General features: G+C 52.6%; 17 protein-coding genes. 4 read left to right on the top strand and 13 right to left on the bottom strand.

All coding sequences use genetic code 11. The annotated features are described in order from the left end of the window. Nucleotides 1–44 precede the first annotated feature (44 nt). The 6 genes from rpsA to P0H77_RS08630 all read right to left on the bottom strand — a co-directional run bounded on the left by rpsA (nucleotide 45) and on the right by P0H77_RS08630 (nucleotide 6,899). Nucleotides 45–1,718 carry a 30S ribosomal protein S1 gene (rpsA, locus tag P0H77_RS08655; RefSeq protein ID WP_176920643.1) on the bottom strand — a complete coding sequence of 558 codons (1,674 nt, stop codon included), beginning with the start codon at nucleotides 1,716–1,718 and terminating at the stop codon, nucleotides 45–47. A 113-nt stretch (nucleotides 1,719–1,831) separates the two neighbouring features. Next, nucleotides 1,832–2,515 (bottom strand): (d)CMP kinase, encoded by a 684-nt coding sequence (gene cmk / locus P0H77_RS08650; RefSeq protein ID WP_276164487.1) that lies wholly within the window; start codon nucleotides 2,513–2,515, stop codon nucleotides 1,832–1,834. 170 nt (nucleotides 2,516–2,685) lie between these two features. Then, the gene (locus tag P0H77_RS08645) at nucleotides 2,686–3,447 is read right to left on the bottom strand and encodes a M48 family metallopeptidase (protein WP_276164486.1); all 762 of its coding nucleotides are present in this window, start codon (nucleotides 3,445–3,447) and stop codon (nucleotides 2,686–2,688) included. A 141-nt stretch (nucleotides 3,448–3,588) separates the two neighbouring features. Beyond that, nucleotides 3,589–4,872, bottom strand: a complete 1,284-nt coding sequence (aroA, locus tag P0H77_RS08640; protein WP_276164485.1) for a 3-phosphoshikimate 1-carboxyvinyltransferase — start codon at nucleotides 4,870–4,872, stop codon at nucleotides 3,589–3,591. Nucleotides 4,873–4,939: 67 nt separating this feature from the next. Then, entirely contained in the window at nucleotides 4,940–6,028 is a 1,089-nt protein-coding gene (gene serC, locus P0H77_RS08635) for a 3-phosphoserine/phosphohydroxythreonine transaminase (protein WP_276164484.1), read from the bottom strand. A 181-nt stretch (nucleotides 6,029–6,209) separates the two neighbouring features. After that, the gene (locus tag P0H77_RS08630; RefSeq protein ID WP_276164483.1) at nucleotides 6,210–6,899 is read right to left on the bottom strand and encodes a DUF421 domain-containing protein; all 690 of its coding nucleotides are present in this window, start codon (nucleotides 6,897–6,899) and stop codon (nucleotides 6,210–6,212) included. Nucleotides 6,900–7,036: 137 nt separating this feature from the next. Between P0H77_RS08630 and ycaO the strand changes: the two genes are divergently transcribed. From ycaO to pflA, 4 genes are all read left to right on the top strand, one after another. Further along, nucleotides 7,037–8,803: a 30S ribosomal protein S12 methylthiotransferase accessory factor YcaO gene (gene ycaO / locus P0H77_RS08625; RefSeq protein ID WP_276164482.1), complete on the top strand. Its 1,767-nt coding sequence runs from the start codon at nucleotides 7,037–7,039 to the stop codon at nucleotides 8,801–8,803. A gap of 398 nt (nucleotides 8,804–9,201) precedes the next feature. Further along, entirely contained in the window at nucleotides 9,202–10,059 is an 858-nt protein-coding gene (gene focA, locus P0H77_RS08620; RefSeq protein WP_276164481.1) for a formate transporter FocA, read from the top strand. A 51-nt stretch (nucleotides 10,060–10,110) separates the two neighbouring features. After that, nucleotides 10,111–12,393 (top strand): formate C-acetyltransferase, encoded by a 2,283-nt coding sequence (gene pflB / locus P0H77_RS08615; protein ID WP_276164480.1) that lies wholly within the window; start codon nucleotides 10,111–10,113, stop codon nucleotides 12,391–12,393. Between the two features lie 192 nt (nucleotides 12,394–12,585). Further along, nucleotides 12,586–13,326: a pyruvate formate lyase 1-activating protein gene (gene pflA, locus P0H77_RS08610; protein ID WP_276164479.1), complete on the top strand. Its 741-nt coding sequence runs from the start codon at nucleotides 12,586–12,588 to the stop codon at nucleotides 13,324–13,326. Between the two features lie 38 nt (nucleotides 13,327–13,364). Here the strand turns inward: pflA and P0H77_RS08605 are convergent, their stop codons facing one another. From P0H77_RS08605 to lolA, 7 genes are all read right to left on the bottom strand, one after another. After that, a complete protein-coding gene (locus tag P0H77_RS08605) occupies nucleotides 13,365–14,513 on the bottom strand; it encodes an MFS transporter (RefSeq protein WP_276164478.1) in 1,149 nt (382 codons plus the stop codon). A gap of 274 nt (nucleotides 14,514–14,787) precedes the next feature. Then, nucleotides 14,788–15,651 (bottom strand): dimethyl sulfoxide reductase anchor subunit family protein, encoded by an 864-nt coding sequence (locus P0H77_RS08600; protein WP_276164477.1) that lies wholly within the window; start codon nucleotides 15,649–15,651, stop codon nucleotides 14,788–14,790. Next, entirely contained in the window at nucleotides 15,632–16,273 is a 642-nt protein-coding gene (locus P0H77_RS08595; protein WP_276164476.1) for a DMSO/selenate family reductase complex B subunit, read from the bottom strand. The genes P0H77_RS08600 and P0H77_RS08595 overlap by 20 nt, the downstream gene beginning before the upstream one ends. Before the next feature lie 10 nt (nucleotides 16,274–16,283). After that, nucleotides 16,284–18,728 carry a dimethylsulfoxide reductase subunit A gene (gene dmsA, locus P0H77_RS08590; protein ID WP_276164475.1) on the bottom strand — a complete coding sequence of 815 codons (2,445 nt, stop codon included), beginning with the start codon at nucleotides 18,726–18,728 and terminating at the stop codon, nucleotides 16,284–16,286. Nucleotides 18,729–18,930: 202 nt separating this feature from the next. Beyond that, nucleotides 18,931–20,223: a serine--tRNA ligase gene (gene serS, locus P0H77_RS08585; RefSeq protein ID WP_276164474.1), complete on the bottom strand. Its 1,293-nt coding sequence runs from the start codon at nucleotides 20,221–20,223 to the stop codon at nucleotides 18,931–18,933. 93 nt (nucleotides 20,224–20,316) lie between these two features. After that, nucleotides 20,317–21,660: a replication-associated recombination protein A gene (locus tag P0H77_RS08580; RefSeq protein WP_276164473.1), complete on the bottom strand. Its 1,344-nt coding sequence runs from the start codon at nucleotides 21,658–21,660 to the stop codon at nucleotides 20,317–20,319. Between the two features lie 8 nt (nucleotides 21,661–21,668). Beyond that, nucleotides 21,669–22,283: an outer membrane lipoprotein chaperone LolA gene (gene lolA, locus P0H77_RS08575; protein ID WP_276164472.1), complete on the bottom strand. Its 615-nt coding sequence runs from the start codon at nucleotides 22,281–22,283 to the stop codon at nucleotides 21,669–21,671. Nucleotides 22,284–22,298 lie beyond the last annotated feature (15 nt).

Genomic DNA, 22,298 nt, shown 5'->3' with positions numbered 1-22,298 from the left:
AATCTGTCAAGTTACTCATCATCCTTCTTCAAGGATTGAGAGTATTACTCGCCTTTAGCTGCTTTGAATGCTTCAGCCATTGCGTTAGAGAAGTTGCCTTCTTCCTGTTTGTTGTTAACAGTAGCAATTGCATCTTTCTCGTCAGCTTCGTCTTTCGCACGAACAGACAGGCTTACAACGCGGTTTTTGCGATCAACGCCGGTGAATTTAGCTTCAACGTCGTCGCCTACGCTCAGAACCAGAGTTGCATCTTCGATACGGTCACGGGATGCTTCAGAAGCACGCAGGTAACCTTCAACGCCGTCAGCCAGTTCTACGGTTGCGCCTTTAGCGTCAACTGCAGTGACTTTACCGTTTACGATTGCGCCTTTCTTGTTCACAGCAACGTAGTTGTTGAACGGATCTTCTGCGAGCTGTTTAACGCCCAGGGAGATACGTTCACGTTCTGCGTCAACCTGCAGGACAACGGCAGCGATTTCGTCGCCTTTTTTGTATTCACGAACAGCTTCTTCGCCTGCAACGTTCCAGGAGATGTCAGACAGGTGAACCAGACCGTCGATGCCACCGTCCAGGCCGATGAAGATACCGAAGTCAGTGATTGACTTGATTTTACCTTCAACGCGATCGCCCTTGTTGTGGGTTTCAGCAAACAGCTGCCACGGGTTAGATTTGCACTGTTTCAGACCCAGGGAGATACGACGACGTTCTTCGTCGATATCCAGAACCATAACTTCCACTACGTCGCCAACGTTAACAACTTTGGACGGGTGGATGTTTTTGTTGGTCCAGTCCATTTCGGAAACGTGAACCAGGCCTTCAACGCCTTCTTCGATTTCAACGAAGCAGCCGTAGTCGGTCAGGTTGGTTACGCGACCGGTCAGTTTGGTACCTTCCGGATAACGTTTAGCGATAGCAACCCACGGATCTTCGCCCAGCTGTTTCAGACCCAGAGATACACGAGTACGCTCACGGTCGAACTTCAGGACTTTAACGTTGATTTCGTCACCAACGTTTACGATTTCGCTCGGATGCTTAACGCGTTTCCAGGCCATATCAGTGATGTGCAGCAGGCCGTCAACGCCGCCCAGATCAACGAATGCACCGTAGTCAGTGAGGTTCTTAACGATACCTTTAACTTCCATGCCTTCCTGCAGGTTTTCCAGCAGCTGATCGCGCTCTGCGCTGTTTTCGGATTCGATAACGGCACGACGTGATACGACCACGTTGTTACGTTTCTGGTCCAGCTTGATTACTTTGAATTCAAGCTCTTTGCCTTCGAGGTGCAGAGTGTCACGAACTGGACGAACGTCTACCAGTGAACCCGGCAGGAACGCACGAATACCGTTCAGCTCAACAGTGAAGCCACCTTTGACTTTGCCGTTGATAACACCGACTACAGTTTCAGCTTCTTCGTAAGCTTTTTCCAGCGTGATCCAGGCTTCGTGACGTTTAGCTTTCTCACGGGACAGCAGGGTTTCACCGAAGCCGTCTTCTACTGCATCCAGAGCAACGTCAACTTCGTCACCAACCTGGATTTCCAGCTCGCCCTGGGCGTTTTTGAACTGCTCTGCCGGAATGGCGGACTCAGATTTCAGACCGGCGTCAACCAGTACAACGTCTTTGTCGATAGCAACAACAACACCACGAACGATGGAACCCGGGCGGGTTTCGATTTCTTTCAGGGATTCTTCAAACAGTTGAGCAAAAGATTCAGTCATGTTTAATCTTCAGGTTTCATATTTAACGTCCACCTGGCTCCGTGCCGGATGGGGTTGTTTCACATACCCGCTAACACTCCGTTGCTGCGGGGGTACTACTAATTCGGACGCATTTAAGCGAGGGCCAACTTTTGGCGCGCGTATTGTAACGCTTTTTCAATCACTTGCTCAATGCTTAAACTGGTGGAATCCAGAACTAAAGCATCGGCAGCGGGAACCAGCGGCGCTACAGCGCGATTACGATCGCGATCGTCGCGTTCTTTAATCTCGGCCAAAAGGCGTTCAAAGTTAACACTAAAGCCACTTTCCTGCAACTGTAGCATACGGCGATGCGCGCGTTCTTCCGAAGACGCGTCGAGGAAAATTTTCACCGGCGCTTCGGGGAAGACTACGGTCCCCATATCGCGGCCATCGGCAATCAGTCCGGGAAACTCACGGAAGGCACGCTGACGGCGTAAAAGCGCTTCACGTACCCGCGGGAAGGCAGCGACTTGTGATGCCGCACTGGCCACGTCCTGCGTGCGAATTTCACCGCTCACGTCTTCCCCTTCCAGGATCACTTCCAGCGTGCCGTCGGTCGAAACAAAACGCACATCCAGATGCGTGGCCAGTGGCACCAGCGCATCTTCACAAGCAACATCAACGTGATGGTGCAATGCCGCCAGTGCCAGCACGCGATAGATTGCGCCTGAATCCAGAAGATGCCACTGCAACGCTTCCGCCATCGCCTTGCATAAGGTGCCTTTACCCGCGCCGCTTGGGCCATCAATGGTAATAACCGGGGCAATTGCCGTCATCTTTTTCTCCTTAAACAGGCATACCGTCAATATAAACGCCGCGCATTATACGCGTGTCTGCGCCTGAGAGTTACCTTTGCATGCAAATTGCAGAATATTGAACGTAAAATGAGAGGCGTCTGGCGAAGTATAGCGGGCTGGCGTGGTGCCAGCCCGGAAATGATACAGCTTTACTTTTTATCCTGTGCGATACGGTCGCGGATATGCTGCGCACGTTCCGCTGAAGGCGGGTGAGAGTCGAAGAGCGACTTGGTATGACCAGCGTCAAGACTAGCCAGTTTATCAAAGCTGCCGACCAGCCCCTGCGTCTTGATACCGCGTTTTTTCAGCAGATCGTAGGAGAAGTCATCGGCTTCAGACTCTTTTTCGCGGGAGAATTTAGCGTTGATGGCACCCTCGGCAATATCACCAAGCTGGGATTTTGAAAGCTGAGCCGCGACGCCGCTGGTGGCAGAAATAGCGTCACGCGCCGCCACGACGGCATAGGCTGCTTTCATTTCCTGGAGGGAGTGCCCCAGCGCCACGTGACCCAATTCATGACCCAGCACAGCTTCCACTTCGTTATCGGTCATCATGTCCATCAGGCCGCTGTAAACACGGACGCAGCCGTTAGCCATGGCCCAGGCGTTTACGTCACTGGTCATGTAGACTTTGTAGTTGACCGGCGTGCCGTTGATATTGTTACCCAGCGCTTTGGCGATTTTGGCCAGACGCTTGCTGTATTTGCTGGAGGAGCCAGCCAGCTTATTCTCGCTGTCCATCTCTTTACAGCCCTGATTGGCAATGGATTTTGCATCCGCGTCGCTAAGCGTCGCCGCTTTGTAAGCTGACATGCCGGAGCTGGCAAGCATGTTGCCATCGACACCGTTTTTACAGCCTGCCAGCATAAGCGTTGATAGCGTAAGCGCCAGCAATATTTTTTTATTTTTCATAGTAATCTTCCGTTGATATTTATAACAATCGCCATAAAACGACATGAAATTCGTCAACGAAAATAGCATTACCTGTAAAAGCAAAAAAGTTTGTAACCGGACACAATGGCGCCGACGGGGCGTCGGCGCTCGGGAGGATATTTATTGCGGAGTGCTGACGCGAGCCAGTTGTTCGAAGTAGTCAGGGAAGGTCTTGGCGGTGCATTTCGGATCGAGAATAGTGACCGGCGTATCTGACAGCGCCACCAGCGAGAAACACATTGCCATTCGGTGATCGTTATAGGTGCCGATTTCGGCAAACTGCAAATGCGCGGGCGGAGTGATGCGAATGTAATCCTCACCCTCTTCCACTTCTGCACCGACTTTACGCAGTTCGGTCGCCATCGCGAACAGGCGATCGGTCTCTTTCACCCGCCAGTTATAAATGTTACGCAGCGTCGTGGTGCCGTGAGCAAAGAGCGCGGCTGTAGCAATGGTCATCGCCGCATCGGGAATATGGTTCATATCCATATCAATGGCGTGCAATTCACGATGGGTACAGCTGATAAAGTCATCGCCCCAGTCGATTACCGCCCCCATTTTTTCCAGCACGTCGGCAAAACGGATATCGCCCTGGACGCTGTGGCGACCAATGCCGGTCACTTTGATGGTACCGCCTTTAATCGCCGCTGCGGCGAGGAAATATGAAGCTGAAGAAGCATCACCTTCCACGAGGAATTCACCCGGAGAACGATACGTTTGACCACCACGCACAACGAAGCGCTGATAGCGTTGGTTTTCAATCTGAACGCCAAAGGTTTCCATCAACTTCAGGGTGATATCAATGTAAGGTTTTGACACCAGATCGCCTTTGATGGTGATGATGGTGTCCTGTGCGGCGAGTGGTGCGGTCATTAGCAGCGCGGTCAAGAACTGGCTGGAGACGCTACCGTCCACGTGTACATCGCCACCGGTAAAACCTCCGCGCAGACGCAGCGGCGGATAATTCTCTTGCTCAAGATAAGTAATGTCTGCCCCGCCCTGGCGAAGCGCATCGACCAGATGACCAATCGGTCGCTCTTTCATGCGCGGTTCGCCGGTAAGGACAACATTGTTATTGCCAAGGCACAGTGCCGCCGCCAGCGGCCGCATCGCGGTGCCTGCGTTACCAAGGAACAGTTCGGGCTCGCCTTCAGCCTGCAGCGGGCCGGCATTGCCGGTCACTTCACAGCGGGTGCGATCGGCGGAAAGGGTGTAATGAATGCCTAACGCACTCAGGGCGTTCAGCATATGACGGACGTCATCGCTGTCCAGCAAATTAGTCAGCACCGTGGTGCCCTGGGCTAATGCAGCCAGCAGTAGCGCCCGGTTAGAGACACTTTTTGATCCAGGCAGATTGATAACACCGTCTACGCGCGCGATGGGTTGTAACGTCAGGGAATCCATGAAGCTTAACTCTCAGAAGCAAAATAAAGCCCCGCAGACAGGCTACGGGGAAGAATGAAACGGGCGATTAACCGTGACGACGTTCGAAGTCGGTCATAAACTCGGTCAATGCGTTGACACCGGCCAACGGCATCGCGTTATAGATTGAGGCGCGCATGCCGCCAACGACGCGGTGTCCTTTCAGCGCATGCAGACCAGCCGCCAGAGACTCTTCCAGGAAGAGTTTGTCCAGCGCGCTGTCTGCCAGCTGGAACGGCACGTTCATACGGGAACGGTTGGCTTTGGCCACGTCGTTACGGTAGAAATCACTGCGATCAATGGTGCCATACAGCAGATCGGCCTTTTGCTGGTTGATCTTATCCATCGCCGCCACGCCGCCCTGCTCTTTCAACCATTTGAAGACCAGGCCGGACAAATACCATGCGAACGTCGGCGGAGTGTTAAACATGGAGTCGTTGTCATTGAGGATGGTGTAGTCAAGAATTGACGGGCAGGCCTGATGCGCCTTGCCCAGCAGATCTTCACGTACGATCACCAGCGTCAGCCCTGCCGGGCCGATATTTTTCTGCGCGCCAGCGTAGATTACGCCGAAGCGGCTGACATCCAGCGGACGGGAAAGGATCGTCGAGGAGAAGTCGGCAGCGACCACCACGTCGTTACCAAAATCGGGAGTTTCTTCGATGGCGATACCGTCAATGGTCTCGTTAGGACAGTAGTGCACATACGCTGCATTGTCGGAAAGCTGCCAGTCGCGCATCGGTTTTACTGCACGCAGTCCGTCAACCGTCACTTTGGCGTCAATTACGTTTGGCGTACAGTATTTGTTCGCTTCTTTAATCGCGCTGGCCGCCCAGTAGCCCGCATCAACATAATCTGCGGTGGTTTTGGCACCCAGCAGGTTCAGCGGCACGCCAGCAAACTGACCGCGCCCACCACCGTGGCAGAAAAGCACTTTGTAGTTTGAAGGGATGTTCAGCAGCTCGCGGAAGTCCTTTTCTGCTTCTTCAGCGACCTGGATAAATTCCTTACCACGGTGGCTAATTTCCATGACCGACGTTCCCAGACCATGCCAGTCGCACAGTTCCTGTTGCGCCAGTTTAAGCACTGCTTCCGGTATCATCGCCGGACCTGAACTAAAATTGAAGACCTGAGTCATTTCCCCTCACCACGCTGCTTAGATCTACCCACCACAATGGGTATACGTTATTCCTGTGGATATCGGTTTTACCATTCAGTGACACGTGTCGCAACGGGTAATCAATCGCGGAGTAAAAATGTGTCCTTTGTCACACAATATAATCTATCGTATTGACGAATAAAGGCCGATAAAACCGCTATCAGGTGATCCGCTTTGCCCGGCTGGCCTTTGACCACTCCGGATGCGCGCAGCGGGGACAAAGCTGATGCTCCCCCGCTTTCATCACGTATACCGCACTACATTTATTACAGGCATATTCACCATCGTCCGGCACGGTGGTATAGCGTTCAATCCCCGCCGGCAGAATTGACAGCCCCGGTTTTACTTCATCATCTGGATAGTAATAGACGCTTATCTGGCCATTAGTTTCCATTATTGCCAGCTTAATTTGCCCAAGTTGCTCAACGCTATTGATCCTGAGCTCCATGAAAAATTCAAATTCAGTCAGGTTAGCGCCATTTACCTTGTCCCACGCCAGCTGCCCCTCCTCTATAAAGATGATGGGCTTACCCTCCAGGAGATCCTCCAGTTTTTCGCTGTGTGACATCAGCCACATCACTAGCCGGTACAAAACCGCCAGCGTAATAAATACCGTCAGCACCGGCAGCATGGGAACGTCATCATAAAACGCCACGTCACCTGCGGCTGAACCTAACGTCAGGATGATCAACACTTCAAACAGCGACATCTGACGCACGCCGCGTCGCCCGGTTATCTTAAGAAACAGGAAAACCAGTACAAAGGTGTACGCGCTGCGCAGCGCCACTTCCCCAAGAAACTCAAACGGCACTTTATCCAGCGCCATACGTTGAAGATCGAATGCTTTCATTTTTTATTCTCAAACAGCACGTTACTATCCATAAGCATAGCCAATACTTTTATTTCCGTGCCGTCGGTCCGGGAGATAGCGCCGGTGAGCTAAAACCCGTATCATTGCGCGCTTTCCGTACGATAAAAGTGAATGTCATGACTCAAACCTTCATCCCCGGCAAAGACGCCGCTCTGGAAGATTCCATCGCTCGCTTCCAGCAAAAACTGCAGGATCTCGGCTTCGATATTGAAGAGGCTTCCTGGCTGAATCCTGTCCCTAACGTCTGGTCTGTGCATATTCGCGATAAAGAATGCGCCCTGTGCTTCACTAACGGAAAAGGAGCCACCAAAAAAGCGGCGCTGGCCTCTGCGCTGGGTGAGTATTTCGAACGTCTGTCAACGAACTACTTTTTTGCCGATTTCTGGCTGGGCGATACCATTGCCAATGGCCCGTTCGTGCATTATCCGAATGAGAAATGGTTCCCGCTGCCGGAAAACGATGAACTGCCGGAAGGGATCCTCGACGCCCGTCTGCGCGCGTTTTACGATCCGGAAAACGATCTGAGCGCCGGGATGCTGATTGACCTGCAATCCGGTAATGAAGATCGCGGGATCTGCGCCCTGCCTTTCACTCGTCAATCTGACAACCAGACCGTGTATATCCCGATGAACATCATCGGTAACCTGTACGTTTCTAACGGCATGTCGGCGGGTAATACGGCCAATGAAGCGCGCGTCCAGGGACTGTCGGAAGTGTTTGAGCGTCATATCAAAAATCGCATTATCGCCGAATCGATCAGCCTGCCGGAAATCCCGTCCGAGGTGCTGGCGCGCTACCCGGGGGTAGTCGAGGCCATTGCAACGCTGGAAGCGGAAGGTTTCCCGATTTTCGCCTATGACGGCTCGCTGGGTGGCCAGTATCCGGTAATTTGCGTTGTGCTGTTTAATCCGGCAAATGGTACCTGCTTTGCCTCTTTCGGCGCGCATCCTGATTTTGGCGTGGCGCTGGAGCGTACCGTCACCGAACTGTTGCAGGGTCGTGGTCTGAAAGATCTTGATGTCTTTACGCCGCCTACCTTTGATGACGAAGAAGTGGCCGAACATACCAATCTCGAAACCCACTTCATTGACTCCAGCGGTCTGATCTCCTGGGATCTGTTCAAACAGGATGCCGATTATCCCTTCGTTGACTGGAGCTTTGCTGGCACCACTGAAGAAGAGTTTGCGACCCTGATGGCCATCTTCAGGAAAGAAGACAAAGAGGTTTACATCGCCGACTACGAGCACCTCAGCGTTTACGCCTGCCGCATTATCGTACCGGGTATGTCCGATATCTATCCGGTAGAAGATTTATGGATGGCGAACAACAGTATGGGTAGCCATCTGCGCGATACTATTCTGGCGCTGCCGGGCAGCAACTGGGACAAAGAAGACTATCTGAACCTGATCGCCCAGCTTGATGAAGAAGGTCATGACGATTTTACCCGCGTACGCGAATTGTTGGGTCTGGCAACGGGCAGCAATAACGGCTGGTATACGCTGCGTATTGGCGAACTGAAAGCAATGCTGGCGCTGGCGGGTGGTGACACCGAGCAGGCGCTAATCTGGACCGAATGGACTATGGAATTTAACGCCTCTGTTTTCAGCACCGGGCGAGCCAACTACTACCGTTGCCTGCAAACCTTACTGCTGCTGACCCAGGAAGACGAACGCGAGCCGTTGCAGTACCTGAACGCTTTTGTACGAATGTACGGTGCCGACGCGGTTGAAGCCGCCAGCGCGGCATTAAGCGGTGAATCTGCATTCTACGGGCTGCAAGCGGTTGATAGCGATCTGGCTGCCTTCCCGGCTCATCAGTCGCTGTTAAAAGCTTACGAGAAACTTCAGCGCGCTAAAGTAGCTTTCTGGTCACGTCAGGGCTAAATAACCGCGCAAACCATAGGCTTATCTCTGAGTCTGCGTTATATTACGGAGCGATTTTACCGCTCCGTTTTTTATATTTAGAGTATCGGCCGTGAAATGTAATGTTAAAGTTAAATATGAGTAAATGTTATTACTTTTATCTTTTCTTTAATGTTACTTTATATTGTAAATACTCCATTTTAATTAACCGCCGACTGATGAGGCCATAAAAAAATTCAACACAATTTATAATTTTTAAAATTTATTTTTAGTTCTATAATCAATACTTTATCCCTAAATAGCTGTAAAACCATACACTATGAAGGCCTATAAGCCAGGCGAGATATGATCTATATCAATTTCTCTTCTATAATGCTTTGTTAGTATCTCGTCGCCGACTTAATAAAGAGAGAGTTAGTGTGAAAGCTGACAACCCTTTTGATCTAATACTTCCTGCAGCAATGGCCAAAGTGGCTGAAGAAGCGGGTGTCTACAAAGCAACGAAACAACCGATGACCACGTTTTTCCTGGCGATTACCGCAGGCATGTTCATCTCCATTGCTTTTGTTTTCTACATCACCGCCACTACAGGTACTGCTTCCATGCCGTTTGGTATGGCGAAACTGGTAGGCGGCATCTGCTTTTCACTGGGCCTGATTCTTTGCGTTATCTGCGGGGCTGACCTGTTTACCTCAACGGTACTGATTGTCGTGGCGAAAGCCAGCGGTCGTATTACCTGGGGGCAACTGGGTCGCAACTGGCTGAACGTTTATTTTGGCAACCTGATCGGCGCACTGCTGTTTGTGCTTTTAATGTGGCTTTCTGGCGAGTATATGACCGCCAACGGTGGCTGGGGGCTTAACGTCCTGCAAACCGCCGACCACAAAATGCATCACACCTTTATTGAGGCTGTTTGCCTCGGCATTCTGGCAAACCTGATGGTCTGTCTTGCCGTCTGGATGAGCTACTCAGGCCGTAGCTTAACGGATAAAACGCTCATCATGATTTTGCCGGTCGCTATGTTCGTTGCCAGCGGCTTTGAGCACAGCATCGCGAATATGTTTATGATCCCAATGGGTATCGTAATACGTCATTTCGCCAGCCCGGAATTCTGGACCGCGGTCGGTTCCTCTCCGGACAATTTTTCTCACCTGACTATTATGAACTTTATCACTGATAACCTCATCCCTGTCACCATCGGGAACATTATCGGCGGCGGTTTGTTAGTTGGGTTGACATACTGGGTCATTTATCTGCGTGGTAACAATCATCATTAATGATAGTTCCAGGCGTAAATAAAAAGTCCACTTAAGAAGGTAGGTATTACAATGTCCGAGCTTAATGAAAAGTTAGCCACAGCCTGGGAAGGTTTTGCGAAAGGTGACTGGCAGAATGAAGTAAACGTCCGTGACTTCATCCAGAAAAACTACACCCCTTACGAGGGTGACGAGTCTTTCCTGGCTGGCGCAACTGAAGCTACCACCAGGCTGTGGGACAGCGTAATGGAAGGCGTAAAACAGGAAAACCGCACTCACGCGCCTGTTGATTTCGACACTTCTGTTGCCTCCACTATCACCTCTCACGATGCCGGTTACATCAACAAGCAGCTTGAGAAAATCGTTGGTCTGCAGACCGAAGCTCCGCTGAAACGTGCCATTATCCCGTTCGGTGGTATCAAAATGGTTGAAGGTTCCTGCAAAGCGTACAACCGCGAACTGGACCCATCACTGAAAAAAATCTTCACTGAATATCGTAAAACCCACAACCAGGGCGTTTTCGATGTTTACACCAAAGACATTCTGAACTGCCGTAAATCCGGTGTTCTGACTGGTCTGCCGGATGCCTATGGCCGTGGCCGTATCATCGGTGACTACCGTCGCGTTGCGCTGTACGGTATCGACTTCCTGATGAAAGACAAATACGCACAGTTCCTGTCTCTGCAGTCTGACATGGAAAACGGCGTAAACCTGGAAGCTACCATCCGTCTGCGTGAAGAAATCGCTGACCAGCATCGCGCTCTGGGTCAGATCAAAGAAATGGCAGCAAAATACGGCTGCGATATCTCTGGTCCGGCGACCTCCGCTCAGGAAGCTATTCAGTGGACCTACTTCGGCTACCTGGCCGCTGTTAAGTCTCAGAACGGCGCAGCAATGTCCTTCGGTCGTACCGCGACTTTCCTGGACGTGTTCATTGAACGCGACCTGAAAGCAGGCAAAATCACCGAGCAAGAAGCGCAGGAAATGGTTGACCACCTGGTCATGAAACTGCGTATGGTTCGCTTCCTGCGTACCCCGGAATATGATGAGCTGTTCTCTGGTGACCCGATCTGGGCAACAGAATCCATCGCCGGTATGGGCGTTGATGGCCGTACGCTGGTAACCAAAAACAGCTTCCGTTTCCTGAACACCCTGTACACCATGGGGCCGTCTCCGGAGCCGAACATCACGATTCTGTGGTCTGAAAAACTGCCGCTGAACTTCAAAAAATATGCGGCTAAAGTCTCCATCGATACCTCTTCTCTGCAATATGAGAACGACGATCTGATGCGTCCTGACTTTAACAACGATGACTATGCTATCGCTTGCTGCGTAAGCCCGATGATCGTTGGTAAACAAATGCAGTTCTTCGGTGCGCGTGCAAACCTGGCGAAAACCATGCTGTACGCTATCAACGGCGGCGTTGATGAAAAACTGAAAATGCAGGTTGGTCCGAAATCTGAACCGATCAAAGGCGACGTTCTGAAATTCGACGAAGTGATGGATCGTATGGATCACTTCATGGACTGGCTGGCTAAACAGTATGTCACCGCGCTGAACGTGATTCACTACATGCATGACAAGTACAGCTACGAAGCCTCTCTGATGGCGCTGCACGACCGTGACGTTATCCGCACCATGGCGTGTGGTATCGCAGGTCTGTCTGTTGCGGCTGACTCCCTGTCTGCAATCAAATATGCGAAAGTGACCCCGGTTCGTGATGAAGACGGTCTGGCTATCGACTTCAAAATCGACGGTGAATACCCGCAGTTTGGTAACAACGATGCTCGCGTAGATGACCTGGCGGTTGACCTGGTTGAACGTTTCATGAAGAAAATTCAGAAACTGACTACCTACCGTAACGCTATCCCGACCCAGTCTGTTCTGACCATCACCTCTAACGTTGTGTATGGTAAGAAAACTGGTAACACCCCAGACGGTCGTCGTGCTGGCGCGCCGTTCGGACCAGGTGCTAACCCGATGCACGGCCGTGACCAGAAAGGTGCTGTAGCTTCTCTGACCTCCGTTGCTAAACTGCCGTTTGCTTACGCTAAAGATGGTATTTCTTACACCTTCTCTATCGTTCCTAACGCACTGGGTAAAGACGACGAAGTTCGTAAAACTAACCTGGCGGGCCTGATGGATGGTTACTTCCATCATGAAGCGTCCATCGAAGGTGGTCAGCACCTGAACGTGAACGTGATGAACCGTGAAATGCTGCTTGATGCGATGGAAAACCCGGAAAAATATCCGCAACTGACCATCCGTGTATCTGGCTACGCAGTACGCTTTAACTCCCTGACGAAAGAACAGCAGCAGGACGTTATTACTCGTACCTTCACGCAGACCATGTAATTGGTTTTGACTGAAATCACGATTAAAAAAGCGTAAAATAAAGGCTCCACAGTAGTGGGGCCTTTTTAACACCCGCAGTCTGGTTTGCCAGTTATCTATACTTAGTGGGTAACCGTCAAAACAGACCCGACACAACCTTAGCGAGTTGTGCACTCACAGGCCAGGAAGGCCAAAGCTGGAGAAACCACCGCAATGTCAGTAATTGGTCGCATTCACTCCTTTGAATCCTGTGGCACCGTTGATGGCCCGGGTATCCGCTTTATTACGTTCTTCCAGGGCTGCCTGATGCGCTGCCTGTATTGCCATAACCGCGATACGTGGGATACCCACGGCGGCAAAGAAATCACCGTGGAAGAACTGATGAAAGAAGTGGTGACCTACCGCCACTTTATGAATGCATCCGGCGGCGGCGTAACGGCGTCCGGCGGCGAAGCCATTTTGCAGGCGGAGTTTGTCCGTGACTGGTTCCGTGCCTGTAAGAAAGAAGGCATTCATACCTGTCTTGATACTAACGGCTTTGTCCGTCGTTACGATCCGGTGATTGATGAATTGCTGGAGGTGACCGATTTGGTGATGCTGGATCTGAAACAGATGAACGATGAGATCCATCAGAATCTGGTCGGCGTATCCAACCATCGTACGCTGGAGTTCGCCAAATACATCGCCAATAAAGGCATTAAGGTGTGGATCCGTTACGTCGTGGTGCCTGGCTGGTCAGATGACGATGACTCTGCGCACCGTCTGGGCGAATTTACCCGCGATATGGGCAACGTCGAGAAAATCGAAATGCTGCCGTATCACGAGCTGGGTAAACACAAATGGGTGGCGATGGGCGAGGAGTATAAACTTGACGGCGTACATCCCCCGAAAAAAGAGACCATGGAACGCGTCAAGGGTATTCTTGAGCAATACGGTCATAAGGTGATGTATTAATCGACGTATCCTGCCGGGGTTAACCGGCAGGAGGAAGGCTAGATGTGAGCCACCGGTGTCGGATGCTGGCCCGCTTTGCGCAGCAACATCAGCAGATAGATGAACGATACGCTGGCAATCATAATAAATAGCAGGTTATCGGTATAATTTTGCATCAGCATCGCAGTTAACGACGGGCCAAGCAGGCTGCCAATCGTATAGCTCAGGAGCAGCGCCTGGTTCATCGCTACCAGCTGATGATGTTCTACCTTTTCACAGGCCCATGCCATTGCCACCGGATAGAGCGTAAAACCTGCCGCGCCGAGCACAAACAGCGCCGGCGCCATTGCAGCATGGCTGAGCATCGCCAGACAGCCGAGGATCACGACAAAGACCTGCACCCGCAACACCAGCAAACGACCATACCGATCTGCCAGACGACCAATCGGCCACTGGCCAAAAATGCCCGCGCTCACCAGCACCGCCATCCAGAAGCCGATCCCGGAATCGCTGACGCCGCGATGGTTAAGGTACAGCGGCATCAGGCCATACAATGAGCCAAGAACGATGCCTGAAATAATACACCCATTCACCCCAAGACGTGCCTGGCGCAGCCGTAACATCGGCCATATGCGGGTGGTATCCTGATGTTCGCTATGCTGGTTAACGATGCGCGTGAACAGCAGCGGTAAGATGCCTGCCAGCGTTACCGCAGTCACCCACGGCAGCACGCTCATCAGGTCGGTCGGCAGCTTGCTGACCAGCAGTTGAGCCAGCACGGTGCCCACATAGTAAACCATCATATAGGCTGCCAGCAGACGCCCGCGGTTGTTTGACGTGCCGCTACACATCAGCGCACTTTCAACGACCACCCAAATCATCGCGCAGCCAACGCCGGCAATAAAACGCCAGCTTAACCAACTCCAGAAACCGACCATCATCCCCAGACCGATACAGCCTACGGCGAAAATCAACGTTGCAAGATAATAACTACGGTTGAAGCCAAGGCGTTTGATCACATACCCGGTTAACAGCGTACCGACTAAGTTACCGGTGAAATAAGACGATCCCACCATCCCGACCTGCCACGTTGGAAGGTTTTCATGGGCGAGCCAGAGCGGGACGAGCGTGTTTAATACCGCGATCGCCAGGGTCAACAACAGCAGGCCACAGAGCAGCAATTGCACCGGGCGGGTATAGGTGGACATGGATAATAAACCGTGAGGAAGATCAGAATTCGAGCGCATCATGCCACCGCCAGAAACAAAGTCAATTGCCGTTTTTCTGCCACAGCACGCTTTGTTTTTCGACGATTGAAATTGCTTATCCAGAACAGGATAAGAAAGAGAGCATCTAAAATTACCTCATTGATTTTACTGTGTTAAATTATAAAAGCGCGCCGCCAGTCAGTTGAAAAATTTCATGATCGAATAAAGGCGCAAAGCCAGAGCAAGCCCCTGACTTTACGCCTTTTATAAACCATTAGCCTGCAATGGCCATCCCCGTAGTCATATGTAAACCGTAGAATACACCCCGGCCAATCAATTCCCCCGCCAGCACCAGCACAAAAGCGACGGTCAGCAACAATATAGCCGATTTCCTTCCTTGCAGTTGCGGCAGGATCCAGCACAGCAGTGCGACGACAATCGCCACCGCGCGCCAGGCCATCAGCGAACCATATTCCGGAACCAGCGCGGACGCCTGCTGCACTGAACTGTGGATCGTCGCCAGTTCCATGCCCTGCAGTAACCCTGTTACCAGGCTGACAATCAGCGCCATCAGCGATACCACTGGCAATAAACGTAACGGTCGCCCACTTACGCCCGCCATGCTCAGCAGCAGATAACCCAATAAGGGTCCGCCAATAAACATCGTCAGGAAGAAACTCAGCGGCGTCCAGACCGTATACCAGGTCGGCACGGTATCAATACTGTTGTAGACGCGGACCATCATCCAGACAAAAATCACGCCCAGGATCATGGTTACCATCAACCACAGCATCCGCAGCGCCGAAGGCATTTTTTTCATTATCGCTAACAGCCAGCCGAGGCCACCCACGGCAAAAAACAGCGAGCCGCTGGCAATTTCATTGCTCAGTGCCGACGCACCGATGCGGTTTAGCGAGTTGAATGCCCGTAGCGGAGAGCCGAGATGCATCGTTGAGGCAATAAAGGCCAGGCCCATCAGCACCCATAGCCCAAACATACTGGTCATAATGCGTTGTTGCGCGTCTGCACGCAGGCCGCCTTTCATCAGCGCCAGCGCCAGTACGATAAAACCGCCCGCCACACATTGCCCAAAGACCGTAAAGATCATTAACGGCCATTCATGCCATCCGTTTCCCATTGTATACCTCCTTTGGATTTGCCAGATAACCGGTGGTATCGCCACAGGGACGGCTGTTCGCGCCAGGCTTGATGACGATATTCGGCTGGGTGAAATGTGCTCCCGGTAAGGGGGCGACCGCCGCCAGAGTGCCATGCGTTTTACGCAGTTCATCAATCGGGGCGAAATCCAGCGCACGCAGCGGACAGGACTCAACGCAAATTGGTTTTTTCCCCTCGTTTATCACGCGGTCATGGCAGCCATCGCATTTGGTCATATGCCCTTTCGTCGCATTATACTGCGGTGCGCCATAAGGGCAGGCCATATGGCAATAGCGACAGCCAATACACACCTCTTCATCCACCACCACAAAGCCATCTTCGCGCTTATGCATGGCACCGCTGGGGCACACTTTCGTACAGGCCGGATCTTCGCAATGGTTGCAGGCAATGGAGAGATAGTAAGCGAAGACATTTTGCTGCCAGACGCCGTTATCCTCCTGCCAGTCGCCGCCAGCATATTCATAAATGCGCCGAAAGCTCACGTCCGGGGTTAAGTCTTTATAATCCTTGCAGGCCAGCTCGCAGGTTTTGCAGCCGGTGCAACGGCTGGAATCAATAAAAAATCCATACTGGGTTGTCATCAGCTACTCCTTACGCTTTTTCAACCTGAACAAGGTTCGTGTGGGAAGGGTTCCCTTTGGCAAGCGGCGAAGGTCGCTGAGTAGTCAGTACGTTAATACAGCCACTCTGATCCACGCGTTTCTCATCCGGGTTATACCAGGCCCCCTCACCTAACGCGACGACGCCCGGCATCATCCGCGGGGTCACTTTGGCCTCAATATGGACTTCACCGCGATCGTTAAAAATACGTATTCTGTCACCGTTAGCGATCCCGCGTGTCTGCGCATCCAGCGGATTGATCCACATTTCCTGGCGGCAGGACGCTTTCAGCACATCCACATTGCCGTAGGTGGAGTGAACGCGGGCTTTATAATGGAAACCTGTTAACTGCAGCGGGAATTTTTTGATTAACGGATCGTTGTGGCTCTCAAACCCCGGCGTATAGATGGGCAGTGGATCGATGACATCCCCGGCGGGTAGCTCCCAGCTTGCGGCAATTTCTGCCAGCGCCTGCGAATAGATTTCGATTTTGCCCGATGGCGTGGTAAGCGGGTTGGCCTGCGGATCGTCGCGAAACGCTTTATAAGCGACATGATGCCCCTCGGGATCGCGCTTTTTAAATATTCCCTGCTGGCGGAAGTCTTCAAAGGGTGGCAGTTCTGGCACCGCCTGGCGCGATTGCTCATACAGATGACGCATCCATTCTTCCTGAGTGCGTCCCTCGGTAAACTGTTGCTCAACGCCCAGCCGTTTCGCCAGTTCGCTGGTCATCTGATAAATCGTTTTGCACTCGAAACGCGGTTTAATCACCTGGTCGGCGAAAATCACATAAGACATATTTCCGCATGATGCGTCCAGCGCAAAATCCATTTGTTCAGATGCAGTACAGTCTGGCAGCAGAATATCGGCATATTTCGCAGACGATGTCATGTGGCAATCAATGACAACGATCATTTCGCACTTCTTGTCATCCTGCAAAATATCATGCGTGCGGTTGATCTCTGAATGCTGGTTGATCAGGCAGTTACCGGCATAGTTCCAGATCATCTTGATCGGCACGTCAAGTTTATCTTTGCCGCGCACGCCATCGCGTAACGCGGTCATTTCCGGACCGCGTTCAATCGCGTCGGTCCACATAAACATAGAGATGCTGGTCTGAACTGGATTTTCCAGCGTCGGCATACGCTCGAACGGCAAGGCATACGAACCTTCACGCGCGCCGCTGTTGCCGCCGTTAATGCCGACATTGCCGGTCAGGATCGCCAGCATGGAAATGGCGCGGGTGGCGATTTCACCATTGGCATGACGCTGCGGTCCCCATCCCTGAGAGATATACGCGGGCTTAGCACTGCCGATTTCCCGTGCCAGTTTAATAATCCGATCGGCTGGAATACCGGTGATACGCGCCGCCCATTCCGGCGTTTTCGCAATACCATCGTTTCCCTGTCCAAGGATGTACGCTTTGTAATGCCCATTTTTCGGAGCGTCGGCAGGCAGGGTTTTCTCGTCGTAGCCAACGCAGTATTTGTCCAGAAACGGCTGATCGACGAGGTTTTCACTAATCAGCACCCACGCCAGTCCACTTACCAGGGCAGCATCAGTACCGGGGCGGATCGGGATCCATTCATCTTCGCGTCCTGCGCCCGTATCAGTATAACGAGGATCGATAATGATCATCCGCGCGTTAGATTTCTGCCGGGCCTGCTCGAGGTAATACGTTACTCCGCCGCCGCTCATGCGCGTTTCACCGGGATTATTGCCAAACAGGACAACCAGCTTGCTGTTTTCAATATCGGACGGGCTGTTACCATCTGCCCAGCCGCCGTAGGTGTAATTCAGTCCGGCGGCAATTTGCGCTGAGGAATAGTCACCATAGTGGTTCAGGTAGCCGCCACAGCAGTTCATCAGGCGAGCGATCAGCGTTTTTCCGGGCGGCCATGAACGGGTTAAGGTTCCGCCGAGCGTGCCGGTGCCATAGTTGAGATAAATTGATTCATTGCCATAGTCTTTAATCAGACGCTGCATATTTTTGGCGATGATGTCATATGCTTCATCCCAGCTAATACGCTCGAACTTTCCTTCCCCGCGTTTACCAACGCGCTTCATTGGATATTTCAGCCGGTCCGGGTTATAAACCCGGCGGCGCATCGAGCGCCCACGCAGGCAGGCGCGCACCTGATGCAAACCGTCGAAATTATCGTCGCTGGTATTATCCGTTTCGACATAGTTAATTTCGCCATCAACGACATGCATTCGTAGCGGGCAGCGGCTACCGCAGTTTACCGTGCAGGCACTCCAGATAATTTTCTCGGCCTTTTCAGAAGGACTTAGGGCTTCTGCGGCGCTGGCAATACGGGTAAATGGCAGAGTAAAAGCGCTGCTGGCAAGGGCCAGGCCGCCGATAGCTGTCGTTTTCATTAAGTCACGACGACTGACTTCCGCCGACAGTACAACCTCAGAATTCGTTGTTTTCATAATTGCTCACTTTGTTTGCCCGGAAGAATCAAAGCAAATTCGTTATATAGATTTTTATATATCGATTATTCAAAATGGCAGCAGTTAATGCTACTTTCGAACGAAAGCATATTAACCCTTGTAAATAAGTGGTTATTGTCCGTTATCAAAATGGATATAAAAAAAGCGCCCGCAGGCGCTTTGGATGACAAAAGTGTGAAGCTTAACCGATATACTCAAGACCATTCATATACGGGCGCAGCACGTCCGGTACTTCGATACGGCCATCTGCCTGCTGGTAGTTTTCCAGCACGGCAACCAGCGTACGGCCTACGGCCAGACCAGAACCGTTCAGGGTATGGACCAGACGGGTTTTCTTGTCGGATTTGCTGCGGCAGCGAGCCTGCATACGACGTGCCTGGAAATCCCATACGTTAGAGCAGGAGGAAATTTCACGGTAGGTATTCTGCGCCGGTACCCAGACTTCCAAATCGTAGGTTTTGCAGGCACCAAAGCCCATGTCGCCGGTGCAAAGCAAAATTTTGCGGTACGGCAGGCCGAGCAGCTGAAGCACTTTCTCCGCGTGACCGGTCATCTCTTCCAGCGCATCCATAGAATCTTCCGGACGCACGATCTGCACCATTTCAACTTTGTCGAACTGGTGCATACGGATCAGACCACGGGTATCACGACCGTAAGAACCGGCTTCGGAGCGGAAGCATGGCGTGTGTGCGGTCATTTTGATCGGCAGGTCATCTTCGTCGATGATTTCATCACGCACCAGGTTGGTCAGCGGAACTTCTGCGGTAGGGATCAGCGCATAGTTACTGCTGTCCGCTTCTTCTTCCAGCGGACGCGTATGGAACAGGTCGCCGGCGAACTTCGGCAGTTGCCCGGTGCCGTAAAGCGTGTCGTGGTTCACCAGATACGGCACATAGTTTTCACTGTAACCGTGCTGTTCAGTGTGCAGATCCAGCATAAATTGCGCCAGCGCGCGGTGCATGCGGGCAATCTGCCCTTTCATGACCACAAAACGTGAGCCGGTGAGTTTCACGGCGGCAGCGAAATCCAGGCCGCTGTGCATTTCACCAAGAGTGACGTGATCGCGCACTTCAAAATCGAACTGGCGCGGGGTACCCCAACGGCTGATTTCGACATTGTCGTTTTCATCTCTGCCCTGCGGCACGCAGTCGTCGGGAACGTTAGGAATGGTCAGCGAGATAGTCCGGATTTCGCTTTGCAGCACGTCCAGTTCTACCTTCGCAGCATCAAGCTCTTCACCCAGTTTATTCACTTCCAGGCGTAATGGCTCGATATCTTCCCCGCGCGCTTTCGCCTGGCCGATGGATTTCGATCGTGAATTACGCTCAGCCTGCAGATTTTCAGTTTTTACCTGCAACACTTTACGGCGCTCTTCAAGAGCGCGCAGCTTATCTACGTCCAGCTTAAAGCCCCGGCGTGCCAGTTTTTCTGCGACTGCGTCTGGCTCGTTACGCAGCAGATTGGGATCGAGCATGCTTATCCTGTGCTTATCGAATGAGTAAAAGGAGAATGCGACCGCAGCCTGCGATCGCAAAGATTCATCGGTAACCTTACCGCAACGCCTGCATTAGCGGTAGCGTTTTGTGGGGCTATTTTGATCCTGTTCAGCAAGCCAGGCGAGCTTTTCGCCAATCTTACCTTCAAGGCCGCGATTTGACGGCTGATAATAGCGCGTTTGCGCCATTTCCTGCGGAAAGTACTGCTCGCCAGCGGCATAGGCGTTCGGCTCATCGTGGGCGTAGCGATACTGCTGACCGTAGCCCATCTCTTTCATCAGTTTGGTCGGAGCATTGCGCAGATGGTCCGGGACGTCATAATCCGGGCGCTCGCGGGCATCGGCCATCGCCGCCTTGAAAGCGGTATAGACGGCGTTACTTTTGGGGGCGCAGGCCAGATAGACAATCGCCTGGGCAATGGCGCGTTCGCCCTCTGCCGGACCGACACGGGTAAAGCAGTCCCAGGCAGAAATGGCAACCTGCATGGCACGCGGATCGGCGTTGCCGACATCTTCAGAGGCAATAGCCAGGCAGCGTCGCGCCACGTACAGCGGATCGCCGCCGGCAGTGATAATGCGCGCATACCAGTACAGGGCCGCATCCGGGGCGCTACCGCGCACCGATTTATGCAGCGCCGAGATAAGATCGTAAAAACGGTCGCCTTTATTATCAAAGCGCGCGCTGCGCTCGCCGGCGATTTCGGTCAACAGCGCAGGCTGGAGCACGCGTTTGCCCGTAGCGTCCAGCTCTGCCATGTCGGCCATCATTTCCAGCGTGTTCAGCGCCCGACGCGCGTCGCCGTTGACCAGTTCAGCAATTGCCCGCCGGGTCTCTTCCGGCAGCACGATATCTTTGCCGCCGTAGCCGCGCGCGCTGTCGTTCATTGCCTGATCGAGCACCTGTTCAATATCATCGGTGGTCAGCGATTTCAGCAGATAAACGCGGGCGCGCGAGAGCAGCGCCGAGTTAAGTTCAAATGAGGGATTTTCGGTGGTCGCGCCGATAAACGTGATGGTGCCGTCTTCAATGTGCGGCAGAAAAGCGTCCTGCTGGCTTTTGTTAAAGCGATGGACTTCGTCCACAAACAGGATCGTCCGCCGCCCGGCGTTGCGGTTTTGCCGCGCGCGTTCAATTGCCTCGCGGATCTCTTTGATCCCCGACGTCACCGCGGAGATCCGCTCGACGTCGGCGCTGGCGTAGCGGGCAATCACTTCAGCCAGCGTCGTTTTTCCGGTGCCCGGAGGCCCCCAGAGGATCATCGAGTGCAACTGGCCCGCTTCTATCGCCCGTGGCAGCGGTTTACCCGCTGCCAGCAGGTGCTGCTGGCCGATATACTGCGCTAAATTTTCTGGCCGCATACGCGCGGCCAGAGGTTGAAACTCGTTATCGGAAAAGTCGAGCGACATATTGCTCACGCAGGCCTCTACTTACTACGCTGGTCGTCTACAGTGACTCCCTGCGGCGGAGTGAAGGTGAATTTTGCCGGGTCCACCGCGCCATTTTGCTGGGACTTAAGCTGATAGCTGCTGCGCTGGTCGTCCTGCTCTATCGCGCTGAACTGATGAATAGTGCCGTCGCGGCCCACGTTAATGGTGAACTGTTTCAGATTGCCGCTGCTGCCTTTTGGCGTCAGCACAAAGTCATCGCCGTTTTGCTTGATGTTGTACTGCTGCCAGTCGCTGGCCTGGTTACGGGCAATCAGCATAAACGGCGTATTGCCGGTGGCGTCTTTCAGCAGGTTAACGCTCACCTGCTCCACAAACGGGTTGTAGAACCACAGGTTTTTACCGTCGGATACCAGCGTGCTTTCATCCGGCTGCGTCATGTGCCAGTTAAACAGGTTAGGACGCTTAACCCATAAATCGCCCTGACCTTCCTGTACCGCCGCACCGCTGCCGTCCGTTACTTTTTGCGTAAAGCTGGCGTGGAAGCTGCTGACTTTGTCCAGGCGGGATTTAAGATCGCCAGCGGCATCAGCCCAGACGCTGCTTACCACGAAGCCTGAAAGTAATGCACAGGTGATAGCGATTTTTTTCATTGTTATTCCTCAAAT

The sequence above is a fragment of the Superficieibacter sp. HKU1 genome, from assembly GCF_029319185.1.
Lineage (GTDB): Bacteria > Pseudomonadota > Gammaproteobacteria > Enterobacterales > Enterobacteriaceae > Superficieibacter.
This window is presented reverse-complemented; position numbering and strand designations above follow the sequence as displayed.